General features: G+C 65.2%; 22 protein-coding genes. 8 read left to right on the top strand and 14 right to left on the bottom strand.

The window, feature by feature from the left end:
- Nucleotides 1–83: 83 nt before the first annotated feature.
- Entirely contained in the window at nt 84–1,433 is a 1,350-nt protein-coding gene (locus tag JQ632_RS27250; protein WP_212405727.1) for an ABC transporter substrate-binding protein, read from the bottom strand.
- A 113-nt stretch (nt 1,434–1,546) separates the two neighbouring features.
- Nucleotides 1,547–2,590: a C-terminal binding protein gene (locus JQ632_RS27255; RefSeq protein ID WP_212405728.1), complete on the bottom strand. Its 1,044-nt coding sequence runs from the start codon at nt 2,588–2,590 to the stop codon at nt 1,547–1,549.
- A 244-nt stretch (nt 2,591–2,834) separates the two neighbouring features.
- Here JQ632_RS27255 and JQ632_RS27260 point away from each other — a divergent pair, with 244 nt between their 5' ends.
- Complete coding sequence (locus JQ632_RS27260; protein WP_212405729.1) at nt 2,835–4,520, top strand: methyl-accepting chemotaxis protein; 1,686 nt, start codon at nt 2,835–2,837, stop codon at nt 4,518–4,520.
- 140 nt (nt 4,521–4,660) lie between these two features.
- Here the strand turns inward: JQ632_RS27260 and JQ632_RS27265 are convergent, their stop codons facing one another.
- Nucleotides 4,661–5,647 carry a tripartite tricarboxylate transporter substrate binding protein gene (locus JQ632_RS27265; protein WP_212405730.1) on the bottom strand — a complete coding sequence of 329 codons (987 nt, stop codon included), beginning with the start codon at nt 5,645–5,647 and terminating at the stop codon, nt 4,661–4,663.
- A 97-nt stretch (nt 5,648–5,744) separates the two neighbouring features.
- Nucleotides 5,745–6,695, bottom strand: coding sequence for a DMT family transporter (locus tag JQ632_RS27270; RefSeq protein ID WP_212405761.1), 951 nt, complete (start codon nt 6,693–6,695; stop codon nt 5,745–5,747).
- A 93-nt stretch (nt 6,696–6,788) separates the two neighbouring features.
- On the opposite strand from JQ632_RS27270, the gene JQ632_RS27275 reads away from it, so the two are divergent.
- Nucleotides 6,789–7,190, top strand: a complete 402-nt coding sequence (locus JQ632_RS27275; RefSeq protein WP_212405731.1) for a DUF1330 domain-containing protein — start codon at nt 6,789–6,791, stop codon at nt 7,188–7,190.
- Nucleotides 7,191–7,238: 48 nt separating this feature from the next.
- Here JQ632_RS27275 and JQ632_RS27280 read toward each other — a convergent pair whose 3' ends face one another.
- Nucleotides 7,239–8,174: a DMT family transporter gene (locus tag JQ632_RS27280; RefSeq protein WP_212405762.1), complete on the bottom strand. Its 936-nt coding sequence runs from the start codon at nt 8,172–8,174 to the stop codon at nt 7,239–7,241.
- A gap of 155 nt (nt 8,175–8,329) precedes the next feature.
- A complete protein-coding gene (mgtA, locus tag JQ632_RS27285) occupies nt 8,330–10,828 on the bottom strand; it encodes a magnesium-translocating P-type ATPase (protein ID WP_212405732.1) in 2,499 nt (832 codons plus the stop codon).
- Nucleotides 10,829–11,188: 360 nt separating this feature from the next.
- Between mgtA and JQ632_RS27290 the strand changes: the two genes are divergently transcribed.
- The 3 genes from JQ632_RS27290 (at nt 11,189) to JQ632_RS27300 (ending at nt 16,072) form a co-directional block, all read left to right on the top strand.
- Entirely contained in the window at nt 11,189–12,481 is a 1,293-nt protein-coding gene (locus JQ632_RS27290) for an adenylosuccinate synthase (RefSeq protein ID WP_212405733.1), read from the top strand.
- Nucleotides 12,482–12,518: 37 nt separating this feature from the next.
- Complete coding sequence (locus tag JQ632_RS27295) at nt 12,519–14,129, top strand: hypothetical protein (RefSeq protein ID WP_212405734.1); 1,611 nt, start codon at nt 12,519–12,521, stop codon at nt 14,127–14,129.
- 104 nt (nt 14,130–14,233) lie between these two features.
- Nucleotides 14,234–16,072, top strand: a complete 1,839-nt coding sequence (locus JQ632_RS27300) for an ATP-binding protein (protein ID WP_212405735.1) — start codon at nt 14,234–14,236, stop codon at nt 16,070–16,072.
- A gap of 20 nt (nt 16,073–16,092) precedes the next feature.
- Here the strand turns inward: JQ632_RS27300 and JQ632_RS27305 are convergent, their stop codons facing one another.
- The 3 genes from JQ632_RS27305 to JQ632_RS27315 all read right to left on the bottom strand — a co-directional run bounded on the left by JQ632_RS27305 (nt 16,093) and on the right by JQ632_RS27315 (nt 18,818).
- The gene (locus JQ632_RS27305) at nt 16,093–16,377 is read right to left on the bottom strand and encodes a hypothetical protein (protein ID WP_212405736.1); all 285 of its coding nucleotides are present in this window, start codon (nt 16,375–16,377) and stop codon (nt 16,093–16,095) included.
- 269 nt (nt 16,378–16,646) lie between these two features.
- Nucleotides 16,647–16,889, bottom strand: coding sequence for a hypothetical protein (locus JQ632_RS27310; RefSeq protein WP_212405737.1), 243 nt, complete (start codon nt 16,887–16,889; stop codon nt 16,647–16,649).
- 72 nt (nt 16,890–16,961) lie between these two features.
- Complete coding sequence (locus JQ632_RS27315; protein WP_212405738.1) at nt 16,962–18,818, bottom strand: ATP-binding protein; 1,857 nt, start codon at nt 18,816–18,818, stop codon at nt 16,962–16,964.
- A 169-nt stretch (nt 18,819–18,987) separates the two neighbouring features.
- Between JQ632_RS27315 and JQ632_RS27320 the strand changes: the two genes are divergently transcribed.
- Together JQ632_RS27320 and JQ632_RS27325 are read left to right on the top strand one after the other, a co-directional pair.
- A complete protein-coding gene (locus JQ632_RS27320) occupies nt 18,988–19,413 on the top strand; it encodes a DUF5413 family protein (RefSeq protein WP_212405739.1) in 426 nt (141 codons plus the stop codon).
- Between the two features lie 53 nt (nt 19,414–19,466).
- Nucleotides 19,467–20,006, top strand: coding sequence for a DUF4112 domain-containing protein (locus JQ632_RS27325; protein WP_212405740.1), 540 nt, complete (start codon nt 19,467–19,469; stop codon nt 20,004–20,006).
- Between the two features lie 141 nt (nt 20,007–20,147).
- Here JQ632_RS27325 and JQ632_RS27330 read toward each other — a convergent pair whose 3' ends face one another.
- From JQ632_RS27330 to msrA, 4 genes are all read right to left on the bottom strand, one after another.
- Nucleotides 20,148–20,441, bottom strand: a complete 294-nt coding sequence (locus JQ632_RS27330) for a hypothetical protein (protein WP_140977018.1) — start codon at nt 20,439–20,441, stop codon at nt 20,148–20,150.
- A 205-nt stretch (nt 20,442–20,646) separates the two neighbouring features.
- Nucleotides 20,647–20,811: a DUF3309 family protein gene (locus JQ632_RS27335; RefSeq protein ID WP_212405741.1), complete on the bottom strand. Its 165-nt coding sequence runs from the start codon at nt 20,809–20,811 to the stop codon at nt 20,647–20,649.
- Nucleotides 20,812–20,915: 104 nt separating this feature from the next.
- Complete coding sequence (gene msrB, locus JQ632_RS27340; RefSeq protein ID WP_212405742.1) at nt 20,916–21,329, bottom strand: peptide-methionine (R)-S-oxide reductase MsrB; 414 nt, start codon at nt 21,327–21,329, stop codon at nt 20,916–20,918.
- Between the two features lie 97 nt (nt 21,330–21,426).
- Nucleotides 21,427–22,134: a peptide-methionine (S)-S-oxide reductase MsrA gene (msrA, locus tag JQ632_RS27345; protein ID WP_212405743.1), complete on the bottom strand. Its 708-nt coding sequence runs from the start codon at nt 22,132–22,134 to the stop codon at nt 21,427–21,429.
- Nucleotides 22,135–22,384: 250 nt separating this feature from the next.
- Between msrA and JQ632_RS27350 the strand changes: the two genes are divergently transcribed.
- Entirely contained in the window at nt 22,385–24,076 is a 1,692-nt protein-coding gene (locus tag JQ632_RS27350; RefSeq protein WP_212405763.1) for a caspase family protein, read from the top strand.
- 82 nt (nt 24,077–24,158) lie between these two features.
- On the opposite strand, the gene JQ632_RS27355 is transcribed toward JQ632_RS27350, so the two are convergent.
- Complete coding sequence (locus tag JQ632_RS27355; RefSeq protein ID WP_212405744.1) at nt 24,159–25,274, bottom strand: ATP-dependent RecD-like DNA helicase; 1,116 nt, start codon at nt 25,272–25,274, stop codon at nt 24,159–24,161.
- Between the last annotated feature and the right edge of the window lie 67 nt (nt 25,275–25,341).

The raw sequence follows: 25,341 nt of genomic DNA on the forward strand, positions 1-25,341 counted from the left end.
CAGTCTGCATTGCTTCGTCGCTTCAGTGCAAAATTGCTTCGCAATTTTGTCACGAGCTCCTCGCAATGACGTTCGTTCAGGCGTTACTTCGACGCCTGCCGCCGGAAGTACCGCTTGCAGCGCTGCTCGGCTTCCGCGGCCGCGGCTTCCGGCGTGGCAGCTCCGGTCGCAACGGACGCGAACATTTGCACCAGCACATAGTCCGCACGAACCGCACCGCTGGCGGCGGAAATCGGGCCCTTGTAGCCAGTGTAGTAGGTGCTGTTCATGGTGTTCTTGAAGATCGCGACCTTGGGATCGCCTTTCCACACCGCCGCATCGGCATAGGCGGGGAGCGGTTGTGACCAGTAGCCGCTGTTGGCGTTGAGCCAGGGCTCGTACTGGTCCTTCTCCATCATGAACTGGAGGAAGGCTTTTGCGGCGTTGGGATACGGGCTGTGCTTGAACACCATGGCATTCAGCGTCAGGCCCGACATCGGCGAGATCGGCGCAAAGAATTTCGGCAATAGCTGATGTTCTGAGTCTTCGGCGATCGCGGCGGTCGCCGGATCGTTCTTCAGCGAGAAATACAGCGAGACGCCGTTGGCGGTCAGCCCGATTTCCTGCGAGGAATAGGCGCGGTTGTTGCTGACGTCGTTCCAGGACGGCGTACCTGCGATGAAGGTCGGATAGAGCTCCTTCACGTAGTTCAGCGCGGCGATGGTCTCCTTGCTGTTAATGGAGACACTGCCTTCTTCATCCAGCAGCGAGCCGTTGTGCGACCACAACATCCATTCCGCAAAGCCGTTGCCGTCGCCGACGGCGTTCCCCAGCGCAAAGCCGGCAGGCTTGCCGGCCTTCTGCAGCTTCTTGCAGAGGTCGAGGAACCCGGCCGCGTCTTCCGGGGCCTTGTCGAACCCGACGGATTTGAGAATGGACTTACGATAGATCAGGGGACCGGCGGTGGCTCCGAACGGCAGTCCGATCCAGGTGTCGGTCTTGGCCTTCTTGCCGTAGGCCTTGGCAAGGTTCTGCCAGCCGCCGTAGCGCTTGCCGAGATAGTCGGCGAGGTCGCTGAGATCGATCAGCTTGTCGACATAGATGTGCGGCGCGTCGGAGAAGCCCATGATGATGTCGGGGCCGGCGCCGGAGTTCGAGGTCACCGCGGTCTGCTGGTTGATGTCCTCCCAGCCGACGAAGTCGACCTTGACCTCGACGCCGGTCTCCTTGGTGAACTTGGCCGCGTTGGCGCGGAAGACGTCTTCGTCGGCCTGGACGAAGCGGACCGGGCGCAGCATCTTCAGCGATGCGCCCTTCTCGATCGCCCATTTGGGCGCCGGCACGTCGGCGGCCTTGATTGCGGATTGCGCGTTGGCCGGCGTGCCGGTGGCGGCGAGCGCCGCCGCGGACAGGCCCAGCGCCAAGGCATCGCGACGGGTAAGGTCGTTCCTCATCAGTTCCTCCCATTGATCTTTTCGCCTTCCCGGCGTTGATCGCCGGTGAAGGGTCTCTTTGGTTCGGATGGGTCTAGTTCGTCTCCGTTTCCTTCGAAGCCAGTTCTGCCCGCTCAGCTGTTCGGGCCGCGATCCATGCTGACGGGCTGCCAGCGGCGGAGCGCGGTGTTTTGCAGCACCGACGGATTGACGCAGCTTACCGGCCACATCCCCTGGAGCACCAGTGACAATTCGTAGCCCACGCGGCGCTTGCGCGCCTCGTCGAACCGTGCCGAGGCTGAGGCGACATGGGCGGTCAGCGTCACGTTCTCCATGCCGAGCAGGGGATTGTTGTGCGACGGCGGCTCCTTCTCCAGCACGTCGAGCGCGGCATGTGCGATCCAGCCTTCCTGCAGCGCCTTGATCAGGCTCTCCTCGTCCACGGTGGCGCCGCGGCCGGTGTTGATGAAGACCGAGCCTTTTTTCATCTGACGGAAATGCTTCTCCGTGAGCATGTGGTGCACCTCGGGCCGCGCCGGTGCATGCATCGAGACGAAATCCGATTGCGACAGCACCTCGTTCAGCGTCGCCGGGATCACGCCGTGGTCGTACATCAGCGTTTCCTGGATGAAGGGATCGTAGGCCATCATCCTCAGACCAAAGGGAGCGGCGCGCTTCGCAACTGCACGCGCCACGCGGCCGAACGAGATGAAGCCGAGCGTCTGGCCCATCAACCGCGGGATCTTTAGCAGCGCCGGCCGACCCTCGGCCCAGCGTCCGGTGCGTACCATCCGATCCTGCTCGACCAGGCGGCGGAAGCCGGCCAGCAGCAGCATCATGGCGTGGTCGGCGACCTCCTCGATGAAGGTGTCGGGGATGTTGGTCACGGGAATGCCGCGCGCGGTCGCGGCCTTCACGTCCACGCTGTCGACGCCGACGGAGCCGAGCGTGATGACCTTGCAGTTCTCAAGTGCGTCGATGATCGTCTTGCTGATCGGCATGCCCTTGGCGTAGATCGCGTCGGCGCTCCGGGCGGCCGCGATGAACTCGGCTTCGTTCGCCGGCGCCTCGATGATCTCGGCCTCGATCGGATCGAGTGCCTCGCGCTCGTAGGAATAGTCGCTGCCGGCGACCGTAAAGCTCGCGCCCTTCGGCGTCAGCACCCTGTATTTCGGCATTTCCTGCTCCCGATTCTGCTGGTCGGTTGTTGTCTTGACCCGGTCTTTGCGGCGGGCCTGTTCGTCTTTTACGCGAAAGCGGCCCGTATTCGTACAATCGACGGTTGCCGGAATACCGGACTTTCGCGGAGGTCAGGGCTTCTACGGAGGACCGTAACAAAGCGCTAAGGGGTCGCACACTAAAAGTTGATTCAAATCCTGTCGACCGTCCGCGCGTCTGTCCCTCACCCCCGGAGCCATCCCCGTGAAGTTGAGCAATATGAAGATCGCCCCCAAGCTGGGCATTCTTGTCGGCGTCACTCTGTTCGGCTTGTGCATCTCCGGCGTTCTCGCCGGTTACCTGATGAAGCGCGAGATGGTGAATGCGCGCGTCGACCAGACCAAGGCGATCGTCGAACTGGCGCGCAACTATGCGGCCACCCTGGTGAAGCGGGTCAACGCCGGCGAGATGACGAAGGAGGCCGCGCTGGCCGACCTCCGCCGCTACGGCAATGCGATGACCTACGACAAGGGCGCGGGCTATCTGTTCGGCACCACCTATGACGGCATCACGCAGCTCGCGCCGGACCCGAAGCAGATCGGCCAGAACCGCATGGAGGTCGAAACCAATGGCCGCAAGCTGTCCAAGGAGCTGATGGACGGCGTCAAGGCCAACGGCGACATTCTGCTCTATTATGAATATGTGAAGCCCGGTCAGGAGAAGCCGATCCGCAAGCTCGGTTACGCGGTGGCCGTCCCCGGCTTCGACATGTATCTCGGCACGGGTGCCTATCTCGACGACATCGAGGACAAGATGGCGCCTGTGGCCTGGCTGCTCGGCCTGTCCGTTCTCGGCATCGTCATCGTCGCCGGCAGCGTGGCCTGGTTGATCGGCCGCAGCATCAGCCGTCCGCTCGCCCTTCTCGGCACCCGCATGAAGGAGCTCGCCGACGGCAAGCTCGAAGGCGACATTCCCGGCGTCGGTTGCGGCAACGAAATCGGCGCGATGGCATCAACGGTGCAGATCTTCAAGGACAATGCGGTCCGCATCCGCGACCTCGAGAAGACCGAGGCGGACGCCAAGGAACGTGTTGCGGCGGAACGTCGCAGCGCGATGGAGAACATCGCCAACGACTTCGAGCGCAGCGTCAACGGCATCGTCCGCTCGGTCTCCTCGGCCGCCGCCGGCATGCAGACCACGGCGCAGTCGATGACCGCGACCGCCAGCGACGCCAGCGCGCGTGCAGCGACCGTCGGTGCGGCTTCGCAACGGGCTTCCGGCAATGTCGGCACGGTTGCAGCCGCCGCCGAAGAACTGTCGAGCTCGGTCAACGAGATCTCGCGCCAGGTGACGCGCTCGACGGAAGTCGCGAGCAAGGCGGTGAGCGATGCCGAGCGCACCAATGCCACCGTGCAGGTGTTGTCGTCCGGCGCCGAGAAGATCGGCGAGGTGGTCAAGCTGATCCACTCGATCGCGGCGCAGACCAACCTGCTCGCGCTCAACGCCACCATCGAGGCGGCGCGCGCCGGCGAATCAGGCCGCGGTTTTGCCGTCGTCGCCTCCGAGGTCAAGGCGCTGGCCAACCAGACTGCGAAGGCGACCGAGGAGATCTCGGCCCAGGTGGCGGCGATGCAGACCTCGACCAGCGACGCGGTTGCCGCCATTGCCGGCATCACGCAGACCATCGCCGAGATGAGCGAGATCACCGCCGGCATTTCCTCCTCGATCGAGCAGCAGGGTGAGGCGACGCGCGAGATCGCCCGCAACATCCAGTCGGTCGCGGCCGGCTCGAACGAGATCAACACCCATATCGGCAGCGTCACCTCGGCCGCGAAAGCGACCGGTTCGGCGGCTTCCGACGTGCTGTCGAACGCCCGCGAGCTGGACAACCAGTCCGGCGCACTGCGCAGCGCCGTGGATGGATTCCTGGCGAAGGTGCGGGCGGCTTAAGCTGAACCGCCACAGTGCTTCAACGTCGTCATGCCCGGGCTTGTCCCGGGCATCCACGTTCTTGGGCACCGCAAGTTGAGGAAGCGCGTGGATGGCCGGGACAAGCCCGGCCATGACGAGCCTTGTTAGAGCGTCGCCGCCTACTGCGCCTCGATGTTCGCGTTCTTGATCAGCTTCTCCCACAGCACGAGCTGATCCTTCACGAAGGTGCCAAGCTCCTCCGGCGTGCCGGAGAAAGCGTCCATGCCGAGCGTGGCGAGCTGGGCTTTGATCTCCGGCTTCTCGACGATCTTGCGGATCTCGGCATTGAGCCTGACGACGATCTCCTTCGGCGTGCCGGCCGGGGCGAAATAACCCTGCCACGAGGTGATGTCGAAGTCGGGTACGCCGGCTTCCTGCATCGACGGCAGGCTCGGCACCAGCGGCGAGCGGTCCTTGGTGGTGACCGCGAGCGAGCGCAGCGCGCCGCCATTGACGTGCGGCAGGCCGGTCAGGATGTCCACGAACATCATGGAGACGCGGCCGCCCATGACGTCGTTGAGTGCCGGCGGCGAGCTCTTGTAGGGCACGTGCAGCATGTCGATCCCGGCATTATGCGCAAAGGTCGCGCCCGACACGATGGCCGACGATGACCCCGAGGCGTAGCTCAGCTTGCCCGGATTGGCCTTGCCATAGGCGACGAGCTCGCCGACCGTCTTCGCGGGCACGTCTGGGTGGATCACCAGCATGAAGGGCAGGTCGCCGGTGCGCGCGATCGGCACAAAATCCTTCACCGGGTCATAGGTGAGGCTCTTCAAGAGATAGGGATTGGCCGAATGCGTGGTGTTGGTGGTGACCAGCAGCGTGTAGCCGTCCGGGGTGGCGCGCGCGACATAAGTCGCGGCCAGCATGCCGTTGGCGCCGGCCTTGTTCTCGATCACGATGCCGACGCCGAGCGCCTGCGACAGATGCTGCGAGATGATCCGCGTGGTGGTGTCGGTGCCGCTGCCGGCGGCGAACGGCAGCACCAGCGTGATGTTGCGGTTCGGATAGTTTTGCGCCTGCGCGGTCGAAATGGCCAAAGGTACCGAAAGACACGCGAGCAGCACGGCGGCAGCGCGCAAGCTGCGGATGACGAATGAGTTCATTCCGGACGTTCCCTGTTCTTGTTGTGCAGGGAACCTAGCCGGTTCGTCGTGGAATCGGAAGGCGGCAGCTTGGCACGCCCGCATCCGCTATGCGGAATTATTTCGCTGCCGAGCCTTTCGCCGCCGAGCCTTGCCGCGAGGCGGTGACGACGCCGGCGAGCACCAGCGCGTAGCCGATCAGGTGAAACGCCTGCAGCTTCTCGCCGAGCAGCACGATCGCCAGCGCCGAGCCGAACACCGGCACCAGATGGAAGAACGGCGCGGCGCGGTTCGGCCCGATCAGCGCCACGCCGCGGTTGAAGAAGAGATAGGCGAGCGTCGAGGGAAAGATCAAAATGTAGCTCATCGTCGCGAAGGTCAGCGCATCGAGCTTCAGCGTGATGCCGGCGGAATATTCCCACAGCGCGCCCGGCAGCAGCATCATGGCGCCGCAGCAGGTGGTGAAGGACAGGAACGAGAGCTGATGAACCCGCGGCCGGCGCGCAATGACCGCGGAATAGAGTCCGAACGCGACAAGCGACCAGGTGAACATCACATCGCCCTTGTTGAAAGCGATGCTCGCGAGTGCCGCGAGGTCGCCGCGCAGGATGATGACGAGCACGCCGAGCAGCGAGACCACGATGCCTGCAAGCTGGCTGCCCGTCAGCCGCACCCCGAACAGCACCAGCGACCACAGCGCCACGAACAGCGGCCCGGACGACTGGATCAGCAGCGCGTTCAGCGCCTCGGTGTATTGCATCGCCCAGTAGGAGATCGCGTTGTTGAAGGCAAAGCCGATCAGCGACAAAAACAGCATCAGCGGCAGATGCGCGCGCAGCGCCGGCCAGTCCCGCTTCAGATGCGGCCAGGCGAACGGCAGCAATATGATGAACACGCCGAACCAGCGGATAGTGGTCATCGTGATCGGCGGGATATGCGCGCCGACATGGCGCGCGAGCACGATGTTGCCGGCCCAGAACAGCGAGCTCAGGCTCAGCAGCAGATAGGGCTGGTTGTTGAGCCAGCCGATCGGATTCGAACTCGGTGGCGCGGGTGCAGCGATCGTCATTTTTGTCATGTCGAGCTTGCGCCGGGTTTCGCTTGCCGGACAAGTCCCGTCTCCGCAATGCTACAATGCAGGAAATTGTCGGGGAGGCGTGAGATGGGCGTGGATCTCCTGAACGTCGAAGGGTTGGCGCAGCTCGATCAGCAGGCGCCCGTGGTGATGCTGAACCTGATGCGCTTTCATCCGCACTCGCTCGACGGCGACGGATCGGGCTGGGACGCCTATCTGCGCTACAGCGCGGTGACGGTGCCGATGATCAAGGCGCGCGGTGGCACGCTGCTGTGGACCGGCGATACCAAGGCGGTCGCGCTCGGACCACGAGCCGGCCATAACTGGGATTTCGTCGCATTGGTCCATTATCCTACCGTCGCCGCCTTCCTCGACATGATGACGTCGGACGCTTACGAAACGCTCGCCGATCCGCATCGACGCAACGGCTGTGCCGAACACGTGATCGTCGCGACCAGGGAAGCCTACAGCAAATTCAAGCCGGCCTGAGGCCTGAACCGGTCAATATATTAGACACTGAATGTGGGGGATGGATCGTCACGTCGCCGGCTTGCGCGAGGCCACAAACACGCCTGCGAGCACCAGCGCGAAGCCGATGAAGTGGAACACTTGCGGAAGCTCGCCGAGGAAGATCATCGCCATGATCGAGCCGAACACCGGCACGACATGGAAGAAGGGCGCGGCGCGGTTGGCGCCGATCAGCGCGACGCCGCGGTTGAAGCAGAGATAGGCGAGTGTGGAAGGAAACACCGCGACGTAGACCAGCGTCAGCAGATTCGGCACATCGAGCTTCATCACCGGCCGCGCCGACAATTCCCAGATCTCCAGCGGGATCAGGCAGGCCGCGCCGCAGCCGAAGGTGAAGGCGAGGAAGGACAGGCCGTGGATCGCCGGCCGCTTCAGGGTCAGTACCGAATAGAGCGCGAAGATGATCAAGGCGACCATGAAAATGAGATCGCCCTTGTTGAACGCGATATTCGACAGCGTGGTGAGATCGCCGCGCAAGAGGATCATCAGCACACCGAACAGCGACAGCAGCACGCCAAAGGCCTGCGCCGCCGTCAGCCGGATACCCAGGATCACCAGCGACCACAGCGCCACGAGCAGAGGCGCTGCCGACTGCAGCAGCAGCGTGTTGAGGGCCTGGGTGTGCTCCAGCGCCCAGTATTGCAGGGTGTTGAAGGCGCCGATGCCGGTGATCGAGAGCACGATCATCAGTCCGAGCTTGCCGCGGATCGCGGGCCAGTCCTTGGCCAGATGCTTCCAGGCAAACGGCAGCACCAGCAGGAAGGCGAAGAACCAGCGCAGGAAGGACAGCGTCACCGGCGGGATATGGCCGGCGGCGAGCCGGCCGACGATGGCGTTGCCGGCCCAGCACAGCGCGGTGATGCTCAGCAACAGATAGGGCTGGTTGGCGATCCAGGGCTGGTGCCCGCGCGCGGCGATGCCGGAGGTTTGCTCGGTGGCGGACATGGGATGACGAAGCGCCCGGTTCATGCACCGGTTCGTCCGGCCCGGCAGTGTCCGGGCCGGCTCACATCCGGCTTCCTCACAGACACGGAAATCCGCCTGCTATCAATGGGGCGCGGCGCATCGCGACCATGCAGGGTTGAGGATGCGACGGAACCTCATTCCTTCGGCCCACGGCGGATCGCGAACGGCTTTACCAGCTCGGCGCAGACGAGATAGGTCACGACCAGGAGCGCGATGCCGGCCATCATCAGCGGTGGCGGTGCGACGAAGCCGAACCAGGTGCCGACCGGCGTGAATGGCACGGCCATCGCCACCAGCAGCGCGACCAGCGAGGAGACCGACAGCACGGGATCGGGCCAATTGTGCCAGGGCCGCTCATTGGTGCGGATGATGAAGATGACCAGGATCTGCGTCGCCATGGATTCGATGAACCAGGCGGTGCGGAATTGGTCCGGCGAGGCGCCGAACAGATAGATCAGCGCGCCGAAGGTCAGAAAGTCGAACAGCGACGACAGCGGTCCCATGATCGCGGCAAAGCGCACCAGGCGCGTCATGCTCCAGACCTGCGGCTGCGCGGTCGCCTGCGCGGAGACGCGGTCGAAGGGAATGCCGAGCTCGGAGAGGTCGTAGAGCAGATTGTTGAGCAGGATCTGCGTCGGCAGCATCGGCAGGAACGGCAGCGCGATGGAAGCGGCCGCCATCGATAGCATGTTGCCGAAATTCGAGCTCGCGCCCATGCGGACATATTTCAGGATGTTGGCGAAGGTGCGCCGGCCTTCCTCGACGCCGTCGGCAACGACCTCGAGGTCGGAGGCGAGCAGGATCATGTCGGCCGCGGCCTGCGCCACGCCGGTGGCACCGTCGACGGAGAGGCCGATGTCGGCGGCCTTCAGCGCCGGCGCATCGTTGATGCCGTCGCCGAGGAAGCCCACCACCTCGCCGTTCGCCTGCAGCGCCTTCACGATGCGCGACTTCTGGTCGGGCGCGAGGCGGCCGAAGGCATCGGCCGATTGCACCTGCACGGCCAGCGCCTCGTCGCTGAGCGCGGCGATGTCGGAGCCTGAGAGCACGCGCCCGGCGTTGAGCCCGACGAGGCCGGCGAGCCGTTTCACCACCACGGGATCGTCGCCCGACAATATCTTGAGGCCGACGCCGATCGCCGCGAGATCGGCAATGGCGGCGGCCGCCGTCGGCTTCGGCGGATCGGCGAACGCGCAAAAGCCTTCGAAGGTCAGTGCGACTTCGTCCTCGGTTTCGACCTCCCGTGTCGGTCCGTCCCACGGCCGTGAGGCGATGGCGACGCAGCGCAGACCCTCCTCGGCGAGCGCCTGCACGCGCGCAAGTGCTGCGCCTCGCGCGCCGTCATCCATCGTGCAGAGGGCGAGCACGGCTTCCGGCGCGCCCTTGACGAAGAGGCGCGTGCCGCCTGGTCCGCGCGCCAGCACCGAGCCGAGCCTGCGCGAGAAGTCGAAGGCCTGCCGGCCCCCCAGCGTCCAGCCTTCGGCGGCATCCGGATGTCCGGCGACGAGCGCGGCATCGAGCGACCCGCGGTCGCCGCCGAGTGAAGCGGCGATGGCACCGAGCCGAGCTGCGCGCGGATCGTCCTTGCCTCGCGCGTCGAGGCTTTTGGCAAGCGTGATCTGCGCCGAGGTCAGCGTGCCCGTCTTGTCCGTGCACAAGATGGTCATGGCGCCGAGATCGTGGATCGCGGCGAGCCGCTTCACGATGACCTTGCGGCCGGCCATGCGCAGCGCGCCGCGCGACAGCGTCACCGTGGTGATCATCGGCAACAATTCCGGCGTCAACCCGACCGCGAGCGCGACCGCGAACAGCAGCGAGTCCATGACGGGCCGGCCGAACACCACGCGCACCGTCAGCACGATCAGCGCGAGTGCCAGCGTTGCGCGCGCAATCACGAGGCCGAATTCGCGCAGATCGCGCTCGAAGGGCGAGGGTGTCTGCGCTTCCGCGAGCGCGGAGGCGGCCGCGCCGAACACGGTGTCGCGTCCGGTCCTGACGGCGAGCGCGACGGCCTCGCCGGTCTGCGCCACCGCGCCTCGGAACAGCGCGTTCGACCTGTCGTCAGCGTCGGCAGCCGGGCCGGCGCGCTTCTGCACCGGATAGGGCTCGCCGGTGAGCGCGGCTTCTCCGGCCGTGAAGGCGGTGCTCTCCAGGATCAGCGCGTCTGCCGGAATGATGTCGCCGGCGCGAATGCGCAGGATGTCGCCGGGCACCACATGCTCGACGTCGACCTCGCAGAACGTGCCGTCGCGCCTGACCTCGGCCTTCAGCGCCACCGAGCGGCGGAGGATCTCGGCGGCGCGCACCGCATGCCCCTCCTGGACGGTGTCGAGCCCGATCGAGAGCGTCAGGATCAGCACGATGATCAGGCCGCCGATGTCGTCGCCGGTCAGCATCGAGATGACCCCGGCCACCAGCAGGATCAGCGACAGCGGCTCCATCAGCCGGCGCAGGATGGCGCGCATCGCGCCTTCGACGCTCGGCGGCGCATCGCTGTTCGGCCCGAAGCGCGCAAGCCGCGCGGCGGCCTCCGTCGCGGTCAAACCTTCCGGCTTGCAGCCGAGCTGCGCGCACAGCGCCTCGGGCGAATGCTGCCAGAAGTTGTTCGGGGCCGGCTCGGATGACGCGGTCACTTCGGTTCCGGTGGGTCGCAAGGGAGACGACAGCCTTGGCGCAAGGCGGGTCAGGCTGGGTTGATGCGGGTCAATTTCGAGGGGCAGCTTCCGTCTTTCGTCGGGGTCGGTCAGCCTCGCCTGGAGCGATTCTGGATTTTCCGGGGATATCAAAGGCTTGAAGCGGGTTTTGGGCCCCGAAGAAGCCCGGTTCTTGCTTGCCTAGAGGGGCCGCTTCCTTTATCCGGTGGGGCTGCCTTGCATGCGCGCGGCCTTGGGCCGTGAATTGGGCTGGGCGCAGGCATGATCCCGGAAAAGTGGACACCGGTTTTCCGTTGGGATCATGCCTCCTGAAGAGAGCTTGATAGGGATTACCCGCGAATGGCCAATGTTGTCGTCGTCGGCGCCCAGTGGGGCGACGAGGGAAAAGGCAAGATCGTCGACTGGTTATCGGAGCAGGCCGACATCGTCGTCCGTTTCCAGGGCGGGCACAATGCCGGCCATACGCTGGTCATCAACGGCAAGACCTACAAGCTCGCGCTGCTGCCCTCGGGCGTGCTCCGGGAATCGAAGCTGTCCGTCATCGGCAACGGCGTAGTGTTCGATCCGCAGGCCTTCCTCGACGAGGTCGCGCGGCTGCGGGAGGCTGGCGTGGCCGTCAGCCCGGACAATCTGCGCGTCGCTGAAAACGTCACGTTGATCCTGCCGCTGCATCGCGAGCTCGATGCCTTGCGCGAATCCGCCAGCGCGGCGACTGCGATCGGCACGACCCGCCGCGGCATCGGACCCGCCTATGAGGACAAGGTCGGCCGCCGCGCCATCCGCCTGATGGACCTCGCCGATCACCAGACGCTGCCGCACAAGATCGATCGCCTGCTGGCGCATCACAATGCGCTGCGCCGTGGCCTCAATCTGCCGGAATTCGACGGCGCCGTGATCCTGAAGGAGCTGATGGCGATGGCGCCGCAGCTCTTGCCCTATGCCGAGACCGTCTGGCGGCTGCTCGACATCAAGCGCCGCGAGGGCAAGCGCATGCTGTTCGAAGGCGCGCAGGGCGCGCTACTCGACGTCGATCACGGCACCTATCCCTATGTCACGTCGTCCAACACGGTGGCGGCGCAGGCCGCGACCGGCTCGGGCCTTGGCCCCGGCGCGGTCGGCTATGTGCTCGGTCTCTGCAAGGCCTACACGACCCGTGTCGGCCAGGGGCCGTTCCCGACCGAGCAGGACAACGAGACCGGCCGCCGGATCGGCGAGCGCGGCCGCGAGTTCGGCACCAATACCGGCCGTCCGCGCCGTTGCGGCTGGTTCGACGCCGTCCTGGTCCGCCAGGCGGTCCGCACCTGCGGCATCAACGGCCTGGCGCTGACCAAGCTCGACATCCTCGATGGCTTCGACACCATCGAGGTCTGCACCGGCTACCGGCTGGACGGCAAGGAGATCGACCATTTCCCGGCCGGCGAGGGTGCCCAGGCCCGGGTCGAGCCGATCTACGAGACCATCGAAGGCTGGAAGGAGCCGACGGCCAATGCAAGGTCCTGGGCGGACCTGCCGGCCCAGGCCATCAAGTACGTCCGGCGAATCGAGGAACTGGTGGGCTGCCCGGTCGCCCTCCTTTCCACGAGCCCCGAACGCGAAGATACTATCCTGGTGCAAAATCCGTTTGAGGCTTAACGATATCTTACCGGGACGCGCGCATAGTTGAGTTGAAATGGCTGATTACTATCCGCTGATCGCCCGCGCTATTGCCGCCCTGGATCCCAACGCTCCCGGCGAAAGCCGTCGCGCGCTCTATGAACGGGCGCGCACGGCGCTGATCGCGCAACTGCGCAGCGTCCAGCCGCCGCTCTCCGAGTCCGAGATCACCCGCGAGCGGCTGTCGCTCGAAGAGGCCGTGCGCAAGGTCGAATCGGAAGCCGCCCAGCGCGCCCGCGACGCTTCGCGCCCGGGCGGTCCGCGCACTGGTGGCAGCAGCGGCGACGCCTTCCGCCGGGCCAGCGCCCGCGCTGCCGAGGGCGCGCAGCAGCCCAATTCGCCGTCCGCTCCACCGCCGCGGCCCTCGCGCCCGGCCGCGCCGCCGCGCGGCGAGCGGCCCGACGATTTCACCGATCGCGATGCCCAGCGTCAGGTGCGCCCGCCGCGTGCCGAGCCGCCGCGTCCGCAGGGCCCGCAGGCTCCCCCGCCGCCGCCGATGCCGGAGCCATCAGCGCCGGGAGGGCGTGATCGCGCCGCCTCGCGTCGTCCGCCCGAAGGTGCGCCGCCGCCCGTGCCTCCGCAGGCCCCGGGCGTGCGCGGCTTCCGCGACATTACGGCCGATGCCGACGACCTCGGCCGGGCCGCCCAACAGGCCAATCGTGCCGCGCGCCGGACCTACGCCAACGTGCCGTCGCCCTCGCCGGAATTCGACCGGCTCGAGCCGAGCCTGGAGAACCGCGCCGGCGAGCCGCCGGACGTGCCTTACTCCTATGACGAGTCGGTGGAAGAAGCCGAGCGCTACACGCCGCAGCCGCCGTCGCCGCGCCCGCGCATCCCGGTCCGTGACGTCAAGAAGCCCCGCTCCGGATTCCCGTTCAAGAGCGCCATCGCCGTCGGCATCGTGCTGATCCTGGTCGGCGCCGGCATCCTCTGGGGCAAGCAGGCGGTGCAGACCGTGAGTGGCCTGTTCAAGCCGTCGGCCACGCAGGTGGTGGAGGCGCCGAAGGATCCGTCGCAGCCGCAGAGCAAGCCGAAGATCCCCGATCGTGTCGGCCAGCCGTCGTCGAGCGAGCAGCCGGCCGCCCCCGTGGCACAGCGCGTCGTGCTCTATGACGAGGATCCGTCCGATCCGAAGGGCAAGCAATTCGTCGGCTCCGTGGTGTGGCGGACCGAGCCGATCAAGGCGTCCGGCAACCAGAAGGCCGACATCGCCGTGCGCGCCGACATCGAGATTCCCGACCGTAAGTTCAAGATGACGATGTCGTTCCGCCGCAACACTGACTCCTCGCTGCCGGCGAGCCACACGGCCGAGCTGACCTTCATCTTGCCGCCGGATTTCCCGGGCGGCGGCGTCTCCAACGTGCCGGGCATTTTGATGAAGTCGAACGAGCAGGCGCGCGGCACGCCGCTCGCGGGCCTCGCCGTCAAGGTCACCGACGGCTTCTTCCTGGTCGGCCTCTCCAATGTCGAAGCCGACCGCGCCCGCAACATCCAGCTCCTGAAGGAGCGCTCCTGGTTCGACATCCCGCTGGTCTATACCAACCAGCGCCGCGCCATCATCGCGATCGAGAAGGGCGCCCCCGGCGAGCGCGCCTTCAACGACGCCTTCGCGGCCTGGGGCGAGTAGGGCGGTTAGCCGAAAGCGTCATGGATCGACGCTGTTGTCGCCGAACCCCGTGATCTACAATGGCTCCAGCAAACTTCGCTTGAGCGCATTGCATCCCTCGGTTCATGGCCAGGTCATCGCTTGCCAGATTGTGCGTTGCGGCTGTCGTCTACGCATTGACGGTGCTCGATGCGGCTGCCGCCGAGCACAAGCGCGTCATGATCCTGCATTCCTTCGGCCGTGAATTCCGGCCTTGGAATGAACACGCGCGGGCCATTCGGGCCGAGCTGGACCGGCAGTCGCCCTGGATTCTGGACGTGCAGGAGCATGCGCTGCTGGCGGCGCGCACCCCGGATTCGAACCCCGATCTGCCCTTCGTCGAATACCTGCACGCGCTCTACGCCGACAAGCCGCCCGAGCTGATCATCTGCATCGGCGCGCCGGCTGCCGTCTTCATCCAGCGCCACAGGCAGAAGCTGTTTCCCGACGCGCCCATGCTCTTCACAGCCGTCGAGCAGCGCCGCATCCAGTTTGCAAACCTGACTGAGAACGACACGGTCGTCGCGGTCAGGCACGATTTTCGCTACCTGTTCGAAAGCTTCCTCGCGATTGCGCCAGAGACGCGCGTCATCGCGATGGTGAACGGCAACTCTCCCAACGAGCTGGTCTGGCAGAACGAGATGCGGCGGGAGTTGAAGCCGCTGGAGCAGCGCGTCGACATCAGATGGTACGACAAGCGCTCCTTCGAGGACATGCTCAAGGAGATCGCGGTGCTTCCGCCGCATTCCGCGATCTTCTGGTTCCAGATGATCATCGATGGCGCTGGCGTCGCGCATGAGGGCGACCGTGCGCTGACGCGACTTTACGCGGTCGCCAATGCTCCGATCTTCACGACGGACCAGGCCTTCTTCGGCCGGGAGATCATTGGCGGCCCCATGCATTCGCCGGCCGAAGGCGGCAAGCGAACGGCGTCCGTCGCCGCGCGCATACTCGGCGGTGAGAAGCCGGGCGACATCAAGACCCCGCCCAGCAATTTTCAGCCGCCCAAATATGACTGGCGGGAGTTGAAGCGCTGGAACGTCAGCGAGAGCCTGCTGCCGGCGGGTGCCGAGGTCGATTTTCGCGAGCCGTCCATCTGGGAGGCCTATCGCGGGCAGATCATCCTGATCTTCCTCATCGTTCTCGCCCAGTCGCTGCTGATTACACTGCTCGTCCATGAGCGCGCGCGCCGGCTGCGCGCCGAGGTGCAGTCACGGCAGCGCATGTCCGAGCTTGCCCATGTGAACCGCTTCACGACGGCCAATGAGTTGACGGCGTCGATCGCGCACGAGATCAACCAGCCGCTCGGCGCCATTCGCACGAATGCCGAGACCATGGAGCTGATGGTCAAATCGGCCGCGCCCGACATCGACGAAATCCGGGAGATCGTGGCCGACATCCGCCGCGACGAAGAGCGTGCCAGCAAGGTCATTCTTCGGCTGCGCAGCCTTCTGAAAAAGACTCCGTTCGAATTGCGCGAGGTCAACCTCAACGCGATCGTGCGCGAGACCTTGGACTTTCTGTCCGCGCTGACCATCGGCCGGCAGGTCGGCGTCGAAAACTCGCTCGCGCCGGCGCCGCTCGTCGTCAAGGGAGACCGGATTCAGCTCCAGCAGGTGATCCTGAACCTGGTCGTCAACGCCATCGATGCGATGTCCGGCATGCCGCCGGCCAGCCGCCGCATTGCCGTCAGGACCGGCCGCAGCGGCAATTTCGCCGAGGTTTCGATTGCCGATTCCGGCCCCGGCATCCCCCCGGACAAGCTCGCGGACGTGTTCGAGCCGTTCTTCACGACCAAGGAGCGCGGGATGGGCATGGGATTGTCCATCGCGCGAACCATCGTGGAGGCTCACGGGGGCCAGCTTCTGGCCGAGAACCACGCTACGGGCGGCGCGCGGTTCCGCATCTGGCTACCGCTTGCCTGAGGCACGGGTGGGCAGTCGGCCTAATCCGCCGCCGCAGCCGAACGCTTCCGCGACGCCGCTGCGGCGGCCGCTTCCTTGTCCATCACCGCACGGCAGCCCGGGCTGACCTGGGACTTGTTCCGCACCATGCAGGCGGTGATCCGCGGGATGTCGGGGATTTCGGCGGAGCACAGCCGCATCGCGTCGCCCGAGCACATCTGCTGGGCTTCCTGCGTGAAGGCGAGGCTGGGCGAGGTGGCGAGGGCGGTGGCAGTTGCAGCAAGCGCAACGAGCGTGGCAATCCTGGCGATCCGGTAGCTTGACATGTGAAATGCGTCCCCAAGGTTTCGCGGCCCAGTGGGCCGCTTGTCTTCTTTGGGGGGCGCCGCACGCGGCTTGCACTGCCGCATGTCATCCACGCCACCGGACCATCCATCCGGTGTGGTTGCTCGAACTGCGATGTCGGTCGAATCGAAAGTGCTGCGCCGCCCGAATCAAATTATGCGTGATTGCGACAAAGCTTCAATGGCTCACGCAAACGATTCCACGATTGTTGCGCGTTCGTCACGCAAGTTCCGAAAATTACATGCCAGGATTACATGCCATGGCTCTCGAACACCTTGCGGCATGACGACGACAGCTTGCTGCGATTGGCCTGCAGGCACGATTGCACTGCACCGTCATTGCCGAGCTCCTTGCGGCACAGCCGCGAGGCGTCGCGCGAGCAGGCCTGCTGCTCCGTCTTGGTGCCGGCATGCCCTTGCGCGAAGGCCGGCGCGCTCGCAAGGCCCGTTACGGCCATGGTGATGACAGCTAGTCCCATGATCAGGCCACGCATCGCTCGCTCCGTATCTGGACATCCGTTGCAGAGCTTTGCCAACTCGGCAGGGCGGGCACTTGTTCCGGCCGGTCAGGACCGCCCGCGTCCCGGCCCGGCGAGCGGCAGGATGATGCGGAAGACCGCGCCGCCCTCGGCCTTGTTCTCGGCCGCGATCCGCCCGTGATGGGCCTCCACGATGGTGCGGGCGATGGCGAGGCCCATGCCCATGCCTTGCGGCTTGGTGGTGAAGAACGGCTCGAACACCTTGTCGAACCTGTCGAGCAGGATGCCGGGGCCGTTGTCGCAGACGCCGATCTCGGCGAACTCGCCGACCCGCGCGGTCCGCAGTCCGATCCGGCGCTTTGGGCCCGTCGCGCCGGAGATCGCATCGATCGCGTTGACCATCAGGTTCGTGATCACCTGCTGAAGCTGGACCCGGTCGCCCCGGATCGGCAGCGCGCCTGCGGCGATCCCGGGGTCGAGCTCGACATCGCGCGCGGCGGCCAGCGGCTGGAGGAATTCGATCGCCTCCCGCGCGACCTGGTTGAGATCGAGATCGCATTGCTCGAACGGTGCCTTCTTGAGCAAACTGCGAAGGCGGATAATGACCTCGCTGGCGCGCGTGTCGTCGCGCCTGATGTCCTCCACGATCTCGCGCAACTCCTTCAGGTCGGGCGTGTCGGATTTCAGCATCAAGGCCGCGCTCTCGGCGTTGGTCAGGATCGCGCCGAGCGGTTGGTTCAGCTCGTGCGCGATCGAGGCGGTCAGCTCGCCCGCCATCGTGAAGCGGTTGATGTGCGCGAGCTCCGCCGAGCGCTGCCGGGCCTGCACCTCTGCGAGCAGCCGCCGGCGGCGTTCGTGGACGAGGATGCTGATGAGTGCGGCCTGAAGCAGGATCACGGCCGTGATCAGGCTGATCTGCCAGCGAAAGGTTTCCCATGCCGTCGGCGGCCGGAACTCCACCTCGCTGTCCGGCGGAAGTCGGCTCTCGGGGATGTTCCAGCGCTGCAACTGCCGCCAATCATATTTTGACGGGCCGTATTCGAGCGTCGGTGTCTTGATATCAGCCGGCTTTTCGCCGCTGAGAATTCTGAGCGCGACCTCGGCCGTCTTGCGGCCGGTCCTGGTCGCCGACGTCATCGGGCCGCCGACGATTGCGTCGCCGAAGAAGGACTCGTCATAGGAGAAGATCGGCGCGTTGGCGACGTCGTGGATGTTCTTCAGCGCCCGTTCGCCCTCGTGCACGGCGCCGGCGCCGTCGACCTGCAACTGCACCCAGAAGATCGCACTGTTCGGCGGCAGCGTGGCGGCCTCTTTCAGCACATCAGGAAACGACTTGTCGTTCCAGAACACCATCTTGACGGCGGACAGTGTCGGCTCGATTTCCCGGCGGAATTCGCCGAGCCAGAACCGCTCGTTGGGGGAATCGCCGATCACGATAGCGATGGTCTTCGTTTCCGGACGCAGCCTGAGGAGATTGGCAAACAGCGCCGGAAGGTCCTGCTTCACGGCGACGACAGTATCATTGTCCGTGAGTGCGGACCTCTGCACCCGCCGCTCCTCGATGGCGGTCAGGACCATCGGGATCGATGGAAAGAGGTCAGCGCGGTGCTGCTGCATGAACAGCCCCGCCGGCGCCCCGATCGCCACGACGAGGTCGGGCGCGCCGTGGGCGAACAGCGCGCCGAGATATTCGACGAACTGGGTTTCGACGCTCTTGTCGTCGAAGCGGGCGGTGATGACCGAAAAATCCTGGACGTCGATCGGCCAGCGCGACTGGCGCTCGAACTCCTGGCGCAGCGCGACCGCGTAGTCCCGCCACGGCTTGAAGTTCTGGCCGTAGGAATGCAGCACCAGCACGCGCTTCGGCTCGGCGGCGGCACCCGTGTGCGCCAGCGCGACGGAAAACGCCGCTGCGAGCACGCAGATGACGACGGGCCTCAGCATTGAATGCCAACGTCCTGCCAACGTCTTCCCCGGGGCGAGCGCCAGTTTGATGCCCTACTTTAGGTGCTGCAATTTCGATCCGCAATCTGGGTCCGGGAGGCGCCTCGTCCCGCTATCCAAGCCGCGCGCCGCGCTGCTATAACGGCGGCATCCAGTTGAGGGGTGTTTGATGAAACGCTATCTGGTTTTTGCGCTGGTGGGTCCGTTCGTCGGCGGGTTTCTGCTGCTGCTGACGACCACTTATCAGTCCGGCTACTGGACCCAGACCAGTTGGGGCGAGGTCGGCAAGCTGTTCGTGGTGTTCTTCAAGACCCTGCAATACAGCTATTTGTTCGGCTTCCTGCCGTCGCTGATGATCGGCGCGGTGGATGACATCATCCTGCACATCAAGCGGATCGGGCCGGTGCTGCGCATCCTGCTGGTCGGAATCGTTGCCTTCTTCCTCGCCGCCTTCACCTATGGCTCGCGCGGAGCGGAGAGCGGTGCGGTGCAGTTCATCCTCTACGGTCTGGTCGGCTTTGTGCCGGCCGTGATCTCGTCCTGGCTGGTGCACAAATATATCGACGAGCCGCAGCCGGCGGCGGCATCGGCGTGAGCGGCGATTCCGCCGCAGCAACCTCGGCCGCGCCCGTGCGTTGACCGGGGACCATGACCATGCCCGATGACGAGATTTCAGTGCGCGGCCGGCCCCGTTCGGGGAACACTTCGCGCGCGACCTTCAGCGGCCGCGAGGCGCGCGGGCCGATCATCGATCAGGAAGGGCACGAGATTGCGCCGGAGACGCTGGAGCAGGGGTTTCGCGAGTTCGGCTTCGAGTTTGGCAAAGCCAACCCCTTCGGCAATCTGACGCGGGAGCAGCGGCTGGCGCGGCTCGAGGCGCTCGCAAAGCTGCTCGACATCGCCTTCGTGCTGCCCGGCACCAATATCCGCTACGGCATCGACGGCCTGATCGGCCTGATCCCGGTCGTGGGCGACATCATCACGACCGCGATCTCGCTGTGGCTGGTGCGTGAGGCGCGTGCGCTGGGTGCGCCCTGGTATCTCACGGCGCGGATGCTCGGCAATGTCGCGGTCGACGGCGTGGTCGGCATGGTGCCGTTCGCCGGCGACGCTTTTGACGTCATGTTCCGCGCCAACATGCGCAACGTCCGCCTGCTGCGCCGCTGGCTGGACAAGCAAGGACGTTAGAGCATGATCCGGACCCGGAGGGCCGCGTTAGCGCAAAGTGTGCAGCGGTTTTCCGAGAAGATCATGCTCCAACCTCAGAACGCGAAAAGCGCGATAGCCGGTTGGCTACCGCGCTTCCCACGCATCGCAGGATAAAAGGGCTTACGCCGCGTCGGCGTCGGTGTTCGCAGCCGGCTCCGGCTTGCGGCGACGGGGCAGCGGGAAGGCTTCGCTCTCATAGAGCGAGCGGATGCCGTTCTGGTCGAAGCGCGCTTCCTCGACCTGGAGATAGGCGCCGTTCAGCGAGTCCGTCGGCAACTGCTCCATCGCGAACTGCACGGCTTCGGCCGCGGTGCCGAAACGCCGATAGGTGAAGCCGGCACGCTTCTTCTTGCGGATGGCAGCGGGGAAGAGTTCGGCGGAGGTGTTGAAGTTGAACGGACGCAGTGGACGCATGGTCAAAGACCTCGTGATCTTTCTTTGGCTTCAGGCGCGGTGGGGGTGGAGGGCGCAGGCCGCGACTTGGCGGCACGCCGTCATTTTCGACCCCTAATATAGGCCGTTTTGACAGAAATGCGACCCCTGCAAACGGAGATGATGAATCTGCGCATGGCAGCTCCGCTGTGGGTATAACTATAGATAAATCAATAACTTATTAGGCTCAGAGCTTGCCCAGAAGCAGCAGTACCAGTAGTACCACGAGAATAACGCCGCCGATCCCCATTCCGGAATGGCCCATGCCATAGCCATAGCCCCCGAAGCGGCCGGACATGCCGCCCAGGAGGTAGATGATCACCAGGATGATCAGGATGGTTCCAAGCGTCATGGCATCCTCCCTGACGGCCGCCGAAATGCGCCTATCGGCCGCACCGTCAGGAGAGAAAAGCACATCTCGGCATCGGGTTCCACGTCGGAACCTCCCTGCCGGCGCTATTTCGGCTCCAGCTTCAGCGCGGCCGAATTGATGCAGTAGCGCAAGCCGGTCGGTCCGGGACCGTCGGGAAAGACATGGCCGAGATGGCCGCTGCATTTCGAGCACAGCACCTCGGTGCGGATCATGCCGTGGCTCACATCCCTTTCCTCGTCGATATGGCTCTCGACGGCCGGCTGCGTGAAGCTCGGCCAGCCGCAGCCGGAATCGAACTTGGCATCGGATTCGAACAGCACGTTGCCACAGCCCGCGCAGACATAGGTGCCGGCGCGATGGTCGTGCTCATATTCGCCGGAGAAGGGACGTTCGGTCGCCTTTTCGCGCAGAACGGCATACTGCATCGGCGACAATTCGCGCCGCCACTGCTCCTCGCTCTTGATCACCTTGTCGGAAGTCGTCTTGGTGTCGGACATGGATCTCCCGTTCAAAAAGCATGATCCGGAAAAGTGTGTAGCGGTTTTCCGAAAGGATCATGCGCAAAAGATAAACTAAAGCGCGATCTCTCGCGCTTTAGTTGGTGGCCTTGCCGGCACCCACCAGCGTCGGCTTCTCGAGATAGTTATCCGCGAACAGCTTTTTCAGGTTCTCGACCTTCGGAATGTCGTTGTAGGCGATGTAGGGCTGGTTCGGGTGCAGGGTCAGATAGTCCTGGTGATAGGCCTCGGCCGGATAGAACGCCTCCAGCGCGCCGATCTTGGTCACGATCGGCTTCCTGAACACTTTTGCGCCGTTGAGCTGCGCGATATAGGCGTCGGCGACCTTCTTCTGCTCGTCGGAGGTCGTGAAGATCGCCGAGCGATATTGCGTGCCGACGTCCGGGCCCTGGCGGTCGAGCTGGGTCGGATCGTGCACGACCGAGAAGAAGATCTGCAGAATCTTGCCGTAGGAGATCTTCTTCGGATCGTATTTGATCTCGACCGCTTCGGCATGTCCGGTTCGGCCGCTCGAGACCGTGTTGTAGTCGGCGGTCGCCTTGGTGCCGCCGGCATAGCCGGAGACCGCGTTGACGACGCCGGCGGTGTGCTGGAACACGCCCTGGACGCCCCAGAAGCAGCCGCCCGCGAGCACCGCGGTCTGGATGCCGCTCGCGCTCGCTGCATCCACGGCCGGGACGGGGATGACGACGGCCTCTTCCGCCGCCTGGGAGGGCGTCACGGCGGCGAGCGCCAGTGCGGCGGCGGCGAGCAGGGACGGGACATGGAAGGGGGTTTTGCGCATGGCGGGTCCTCTTTCGAAATCGGTGACAGTTTAGGGCTGGGCGGACCGGGCGAACAGCCCGGACGGCGGCGTTCCGTTGCCTGAGATACGGGGACGCGGGGCGATTGTTACGCCGGGGCGGACACGAAGCCGTGAGGAACCGGCGTTCGCTTGCCGCCCTCTTGGCGGCATCGGGCAAATCGGGCCTTAATGAACCCCATTGTTGGATCGCCGACTTAAGTCGAGTGGCGGTGGAGCTTGATTGCCGAACATGTTGCGCGTCGTTTCCCTGAGCCTCTTCATCCTGTTGTCATATGTGCCGTTCGCGTCCGCCGAGCCCCAGCTCGGCGACGATCTCACGACATGCCGGGACCGGCAGTTAGACCTGCAGGTCCGTGCCCAGGCCTGCGAGACTCTGCTCAACACCGATCGCGTCACCGGCAAGGACAAGGCCGTGGCGCTCACCGTGCGCGGCAATACGTTTATCAACAAGCGCGACCTCGATCGCGCGATCGAGGTCCTGTCCGAGGCCGTCGACCTCGATCCCGACAATGTCATCACGCTCAACCTGCGCGGCCTCGCCCATGAGCGCAAGGGTCAGGACGACCTCGCGATGGCCGACTACAACCTCGCGCTCCAGAAGCGCCCGACCTACGGCGTTCCCTACAACAACCGCGGCATCATCCAGGTGCGCAGGGGCGCGTTGCAAAGCGCGCTCGACGATTTCAACCTGTCGATCAAATACGCACCCAGGTTTCTGCTTGGCTACACCAATCGCGCCCGCGTGCGCACGCTGTTGAAGGATTATGACGGCGCGCTCGCGGATTTTGCCGAGGCCGAGAAGATCGAACCGAACGCGCAGCAGATCACCGCCAACCGCTGCACCACCTACGCCCTGATGGGCAAGTTCGACCTGGCGCTGGCCGACTGCAATGGCCTGATCCAGAAGATGCCGAAATGGCAGTACGCGCTGAGCAACCGCGGTGACGTCTACCTGCTCAAGGGAGATGTCGAGGCCGCGCTCAGGGATTACAACGCCGTCCTCCAGCTCAACCCGAACAATGTGCGGGCCTATGCCGGCCGCGGCCAGGTTTACGAGCGCAAGCGCGATCTTGCCCAGGCGCGTGCCGACTACCGTTCTGCCGCCTATGCGCTGACGCCGTTCGACGACTACGACGTCGCCCGCGCGCGTGCCAAGGCGCAGGAGCGGCTCGCCGCGCTCGCCCCGCAGGGGCCGGGGGCCTCATCAACCACGCGTCGCGTCGCGCTCGTGATCGGCAACGGCGCCTATCGCAACGTGCATCCGCTCGACAATCCGCCGCGCGACGCCAAGCTGATCGCCGGCGTCCTGCGCGACGTCGGCTTTCAGACCGTGGTAGCGACGACCGACCTCACGCGCGACAAGTTCTTCGAGACGCTCCAGACATTTGCGAAGGAAGCGGAAAAGGCGGATTGGGCGGTGGTGTATTACGCCGGCCATGGTTTCGAGATCGGCGGCGTGAATTATCTCGTTCCGATCGACGCAAAGCTCGCCGCTGACAAGGATGCCGAGAGCCAGGCGGTCGCGCTGGAGCAGGTCATCGCCGCGGTGGGTGCTGCGCGAAAACTGCGGCTCGTGATCCTGGATGCGTGCCGGGACAATCCGTTCGCGCCGACCATGCAGCGCACGCTGTCGCTGAAGCTGGTCGACAAGGGCTTTTCCAACATCGAGCCCGGCGCCGGCTTCATGGTGGTCTACGCGGCCAAGCACGGCGAGACCGCGCTGGACGGCGACGGCGGCGCCGACAACAGCCCGTTCGCCGTTGCATTCGCGCGCGAGATGAAAGAGCCTCGCGTCGAGGTCCGCAAACTGTTCGACATCATCAGAGACGACGTCTGGGCCGCGACCAAGCATGGCCAGCAGCCCTTCACCTACGGCTCGCCGCCGGGGCGGGAGGATTTTTACTTCGTGGCGGGGAAGTGACGGATTGGGCGCGACGGCGGCACCACATTCTCGGTGTCGTCCCGGCCTAGTGCGCAATTGCGCAGCTAGGCCGGGACGACGACTAAACCACCACGCTCAACCGCTTCGCTGCGCGCGTGATGCCCGTGTACAGCCACCGCGCGCGACTATCCTGAAACGCAAAGCTCTCGTCGAACAGCACCACGTCGTCCCATTGCGAGCCCTGCGACTTGTGCACGGTCAGCACGTAGCCGTAGTCGAACTCGTCATAGGGCTTGCGCTGCTCCCACGCGATCTGCTCGATGCCGCCCTCAAAGCAGTCGGCGCGCACCGACACCTTGGTGACCTTGTGGCCGAATTCCTCGTCCGGTGAGAGCCGCATGCTGAGGATGCGCGATTTCGATCGCGAGGTGTTGCGCGACTTCACCCGCCACAGGCCGCCGTTGAACAGGCCCTTCTTGCGGTTGTTGCGCAGGCAGACCAGCTTGTCGCCGGCGACCGGAAACTGGTCCTCGATGTTCTGGCGCTGGCGCACCCGCATGTTGTAGGCGCGTCGCGTGTTGTTGCGGCCGACCAGCACCTGGTCGGCGCTCATGACTCTGTCAGGGTCGAGCTCCTTGCGCGAGACCACCTCGCTCTCGCCGTAGCGGCCGATCTCGAGCTCGCGCCCCTCGCGGATGTCCATCGACATCCGCACGATCGGATCGTCCTGCGCCTGGCGGTGCACCTCGGTCAGCATCGCGTCGGGTGAGGTGTTGGTGAAGAAGCCGCCGCCCTGGATCGGCGGCAACTGCGCGGGGTCGCCCAGCACCAGCAGCGGACAGTCGAACGACATCAGGTCGCGGCCCAATTCCGCGTCGACCATCGAGCATTCGTCGATCACGATCAGCTTGGCCTTGGAGGCCGGCGCATCGTCCCACAGCTCGAAGCTCGGCTGCTCCTCGCCGGATTCGCGGGCGCGGTAGATCAGCGAGTGGATGGTGGAGGCGTTGTCGCAACCCTTGTTGCGCATGACCAGCGCGGCCTTGCCGGTGAAGGCCGCGAACTTCACCTCGCCGTCGACGCCGTCGGCGATGTGCCGCGCCAGCGTGGTCTTGCCGGTTCCGGCAAAGCCGAACAGGCGGAAGATCGGCGGCGTGCCGCCTCGGCCGGGCCTGGCTCTGAGCCAGTCGGCAACGGCCTTCAGTGCGGCATCCTGATGCGGGGTGAACGTCGGCATTTTTGTCTTGAGGGAGGGCAAAATCGCGTGACGCGATTCGCCATCCCCCAAAACTAACCATTCCGCC

The sequence above is a fragment of the Bradyrhizobium liaoningense genome, assembly GCF_018130955.1.
GTDB lineage: Bacteria > Pseudomonadota > Alphaproteobacteria > Rhizobiales > Xanthobacteraceae > Bradyrhizobium > Bradyrhizobium liaoningense_C.

Excerpts from the sequence above, each read along its gene's own strand:
- JQ632_RS27320 (WP_212405739.1), top strand. The coding sequence starts at position 18,988 with ATGAAACGCTATCTGGTTTTTGCGCTGGTGGGTCCGTTCGTCGGCGGG.
- JQ632_RS27350 (WP_212405763.1), top strand. The coding sequence starts at position 22,385 with ATGTTGCGCGTCGTTTCCCTGAGCCTCTTCATCCTGTTGTCATATGTG.
- msrA (WP_212405743.1), bottom strand. The coding sequence starts at position 22,134 with ATGCGCAAAACCCCCTTCCATGTCCCGTCCCTGCTCGCCGCCGCCGCA.
- JQ632_RS27265 (WP_212405730.1), bottom strand. The coding sequence starts at position 5,647 with ATGAACTCATTCGTCATCCGCAGCTTGCGCGCTGCCGCCGTGCTGCTC.
- JQ632_RS27290 (WP_212405733.1), top strand. The coding sequence starts at position 11,189 with ATGGCCAATGTTGTCGTCGTCGGCGCCCAGTGGGGCGACGAGGGAAAA.
- JQ632_RS27305 (WP_212405736.1), bottom strand. The coding sequence starts at position 16,377 with ATGTCAAGCTACCGGATCGCCAGGATTGCCACGCTCGTTGCGCTTGCT.
- msrB (WP_212405742.1), bottom strand. The coding sequence starts at position 21,329 with ATGTCCGACACCAAGACGACTTCCGACAAGGTGATCAAGAGCGAGGAG.
- JQ632_RS27300 (WP_212405735.1), top strand. The coding sequence starts at position 14,234 with ATGGCCAGGTCATCGCTTGCCAGATTGTGCGTTGCGGCTGTCGTCTAC.
- JQ632_RS27295 (WP_212405734.1), top strand. The coding sequence starts at position 12,519 with ATGGCTGATTACTATCCGCTGATCGCCCGCGCTATTGCCGCCCTGGAT.
- JQ632_RS27330 (WP_140977018.1), bottom strand. The coding sequence starts at position 20,441 with ATGCGTCCACTGCGTCCGTTCAACTTCAACACCTCCGCCGAACTCTTC.
- JQ632_RS27250 (WP_212405727.1), bottom strand. The coding sequence starts at position 1,433 with ATGAGGAACGACCTTACCCGTCGCGATGCCTTGGCGCTGGGCCTGTCC.
- JQ632_RS27335 (WP_212405741.1), bottom strand. The coding sequence starts at position 20,811 with ATGACGCTTGGAACCATCCTGATCATCCTGGTGATCATCTACCTCCTG.
- JQ632_RS27280 (WP_212405762.1), bottom strand. The coding sequence starts at position 8,174 with ATGTCCGCCACCGAGCAAACCTCCGGCATCGCCGCGCGCGGGCACCAG.
- JQ632_RS27255 (WP_212405728.1), bottom strand. The coding sequence starts at position 2,590 with ATGCCGAAATACAGGGTGCTGACGCCGAAGGGCGCGAGCTTTACGGTC.
- JQ632_RS27275 (WP_212405731.1), top strand. The coding sequence starts at position 6,789 with ATGGGCGTGGATCTCCTGAACGTCGAAGGGTTGGCGCAGCTCGATCAG.
- JQ632_RS27310 (WP_212405737.1), bottom strand. The coding sequence starts at position 16,889 with ATGCGTGGCCTGATCATGGGACTAGCTGTCATCACCATGGCCGTAACG.
- JQ632_RS27325 (WP_212405740.1), top strand. The coding sequence starts at position 19,467 with ATGACCATGCCCGATGACGAGATTTCAGTGCGCGGCCGGCCCCGTTCG.
- JQ632_RS27355 (WP_212405744.1), bottom strand. The coding sequence starts at position 25,274 with ATGCCGACGTTCACCCCGCATCAGGATGCCGCACTGAAGGCCGTTGCC.
- JQ632_RS27315 (WP_212405738.1), bottom strand. The coding sequence starts at position 18,818 with ATGCTGAGGCCCGTCGTCATCTGCGTGCTCGCAGCGGCGTTTTCCGTC.
- JQ632_RS27270 (WP_212405761.1), bottom strand. The coding sequence starts at position 6,695 with ATGACGATCGCTGCACCCGCGCCACCGAGTTCGAATCCGATCGGCTGG.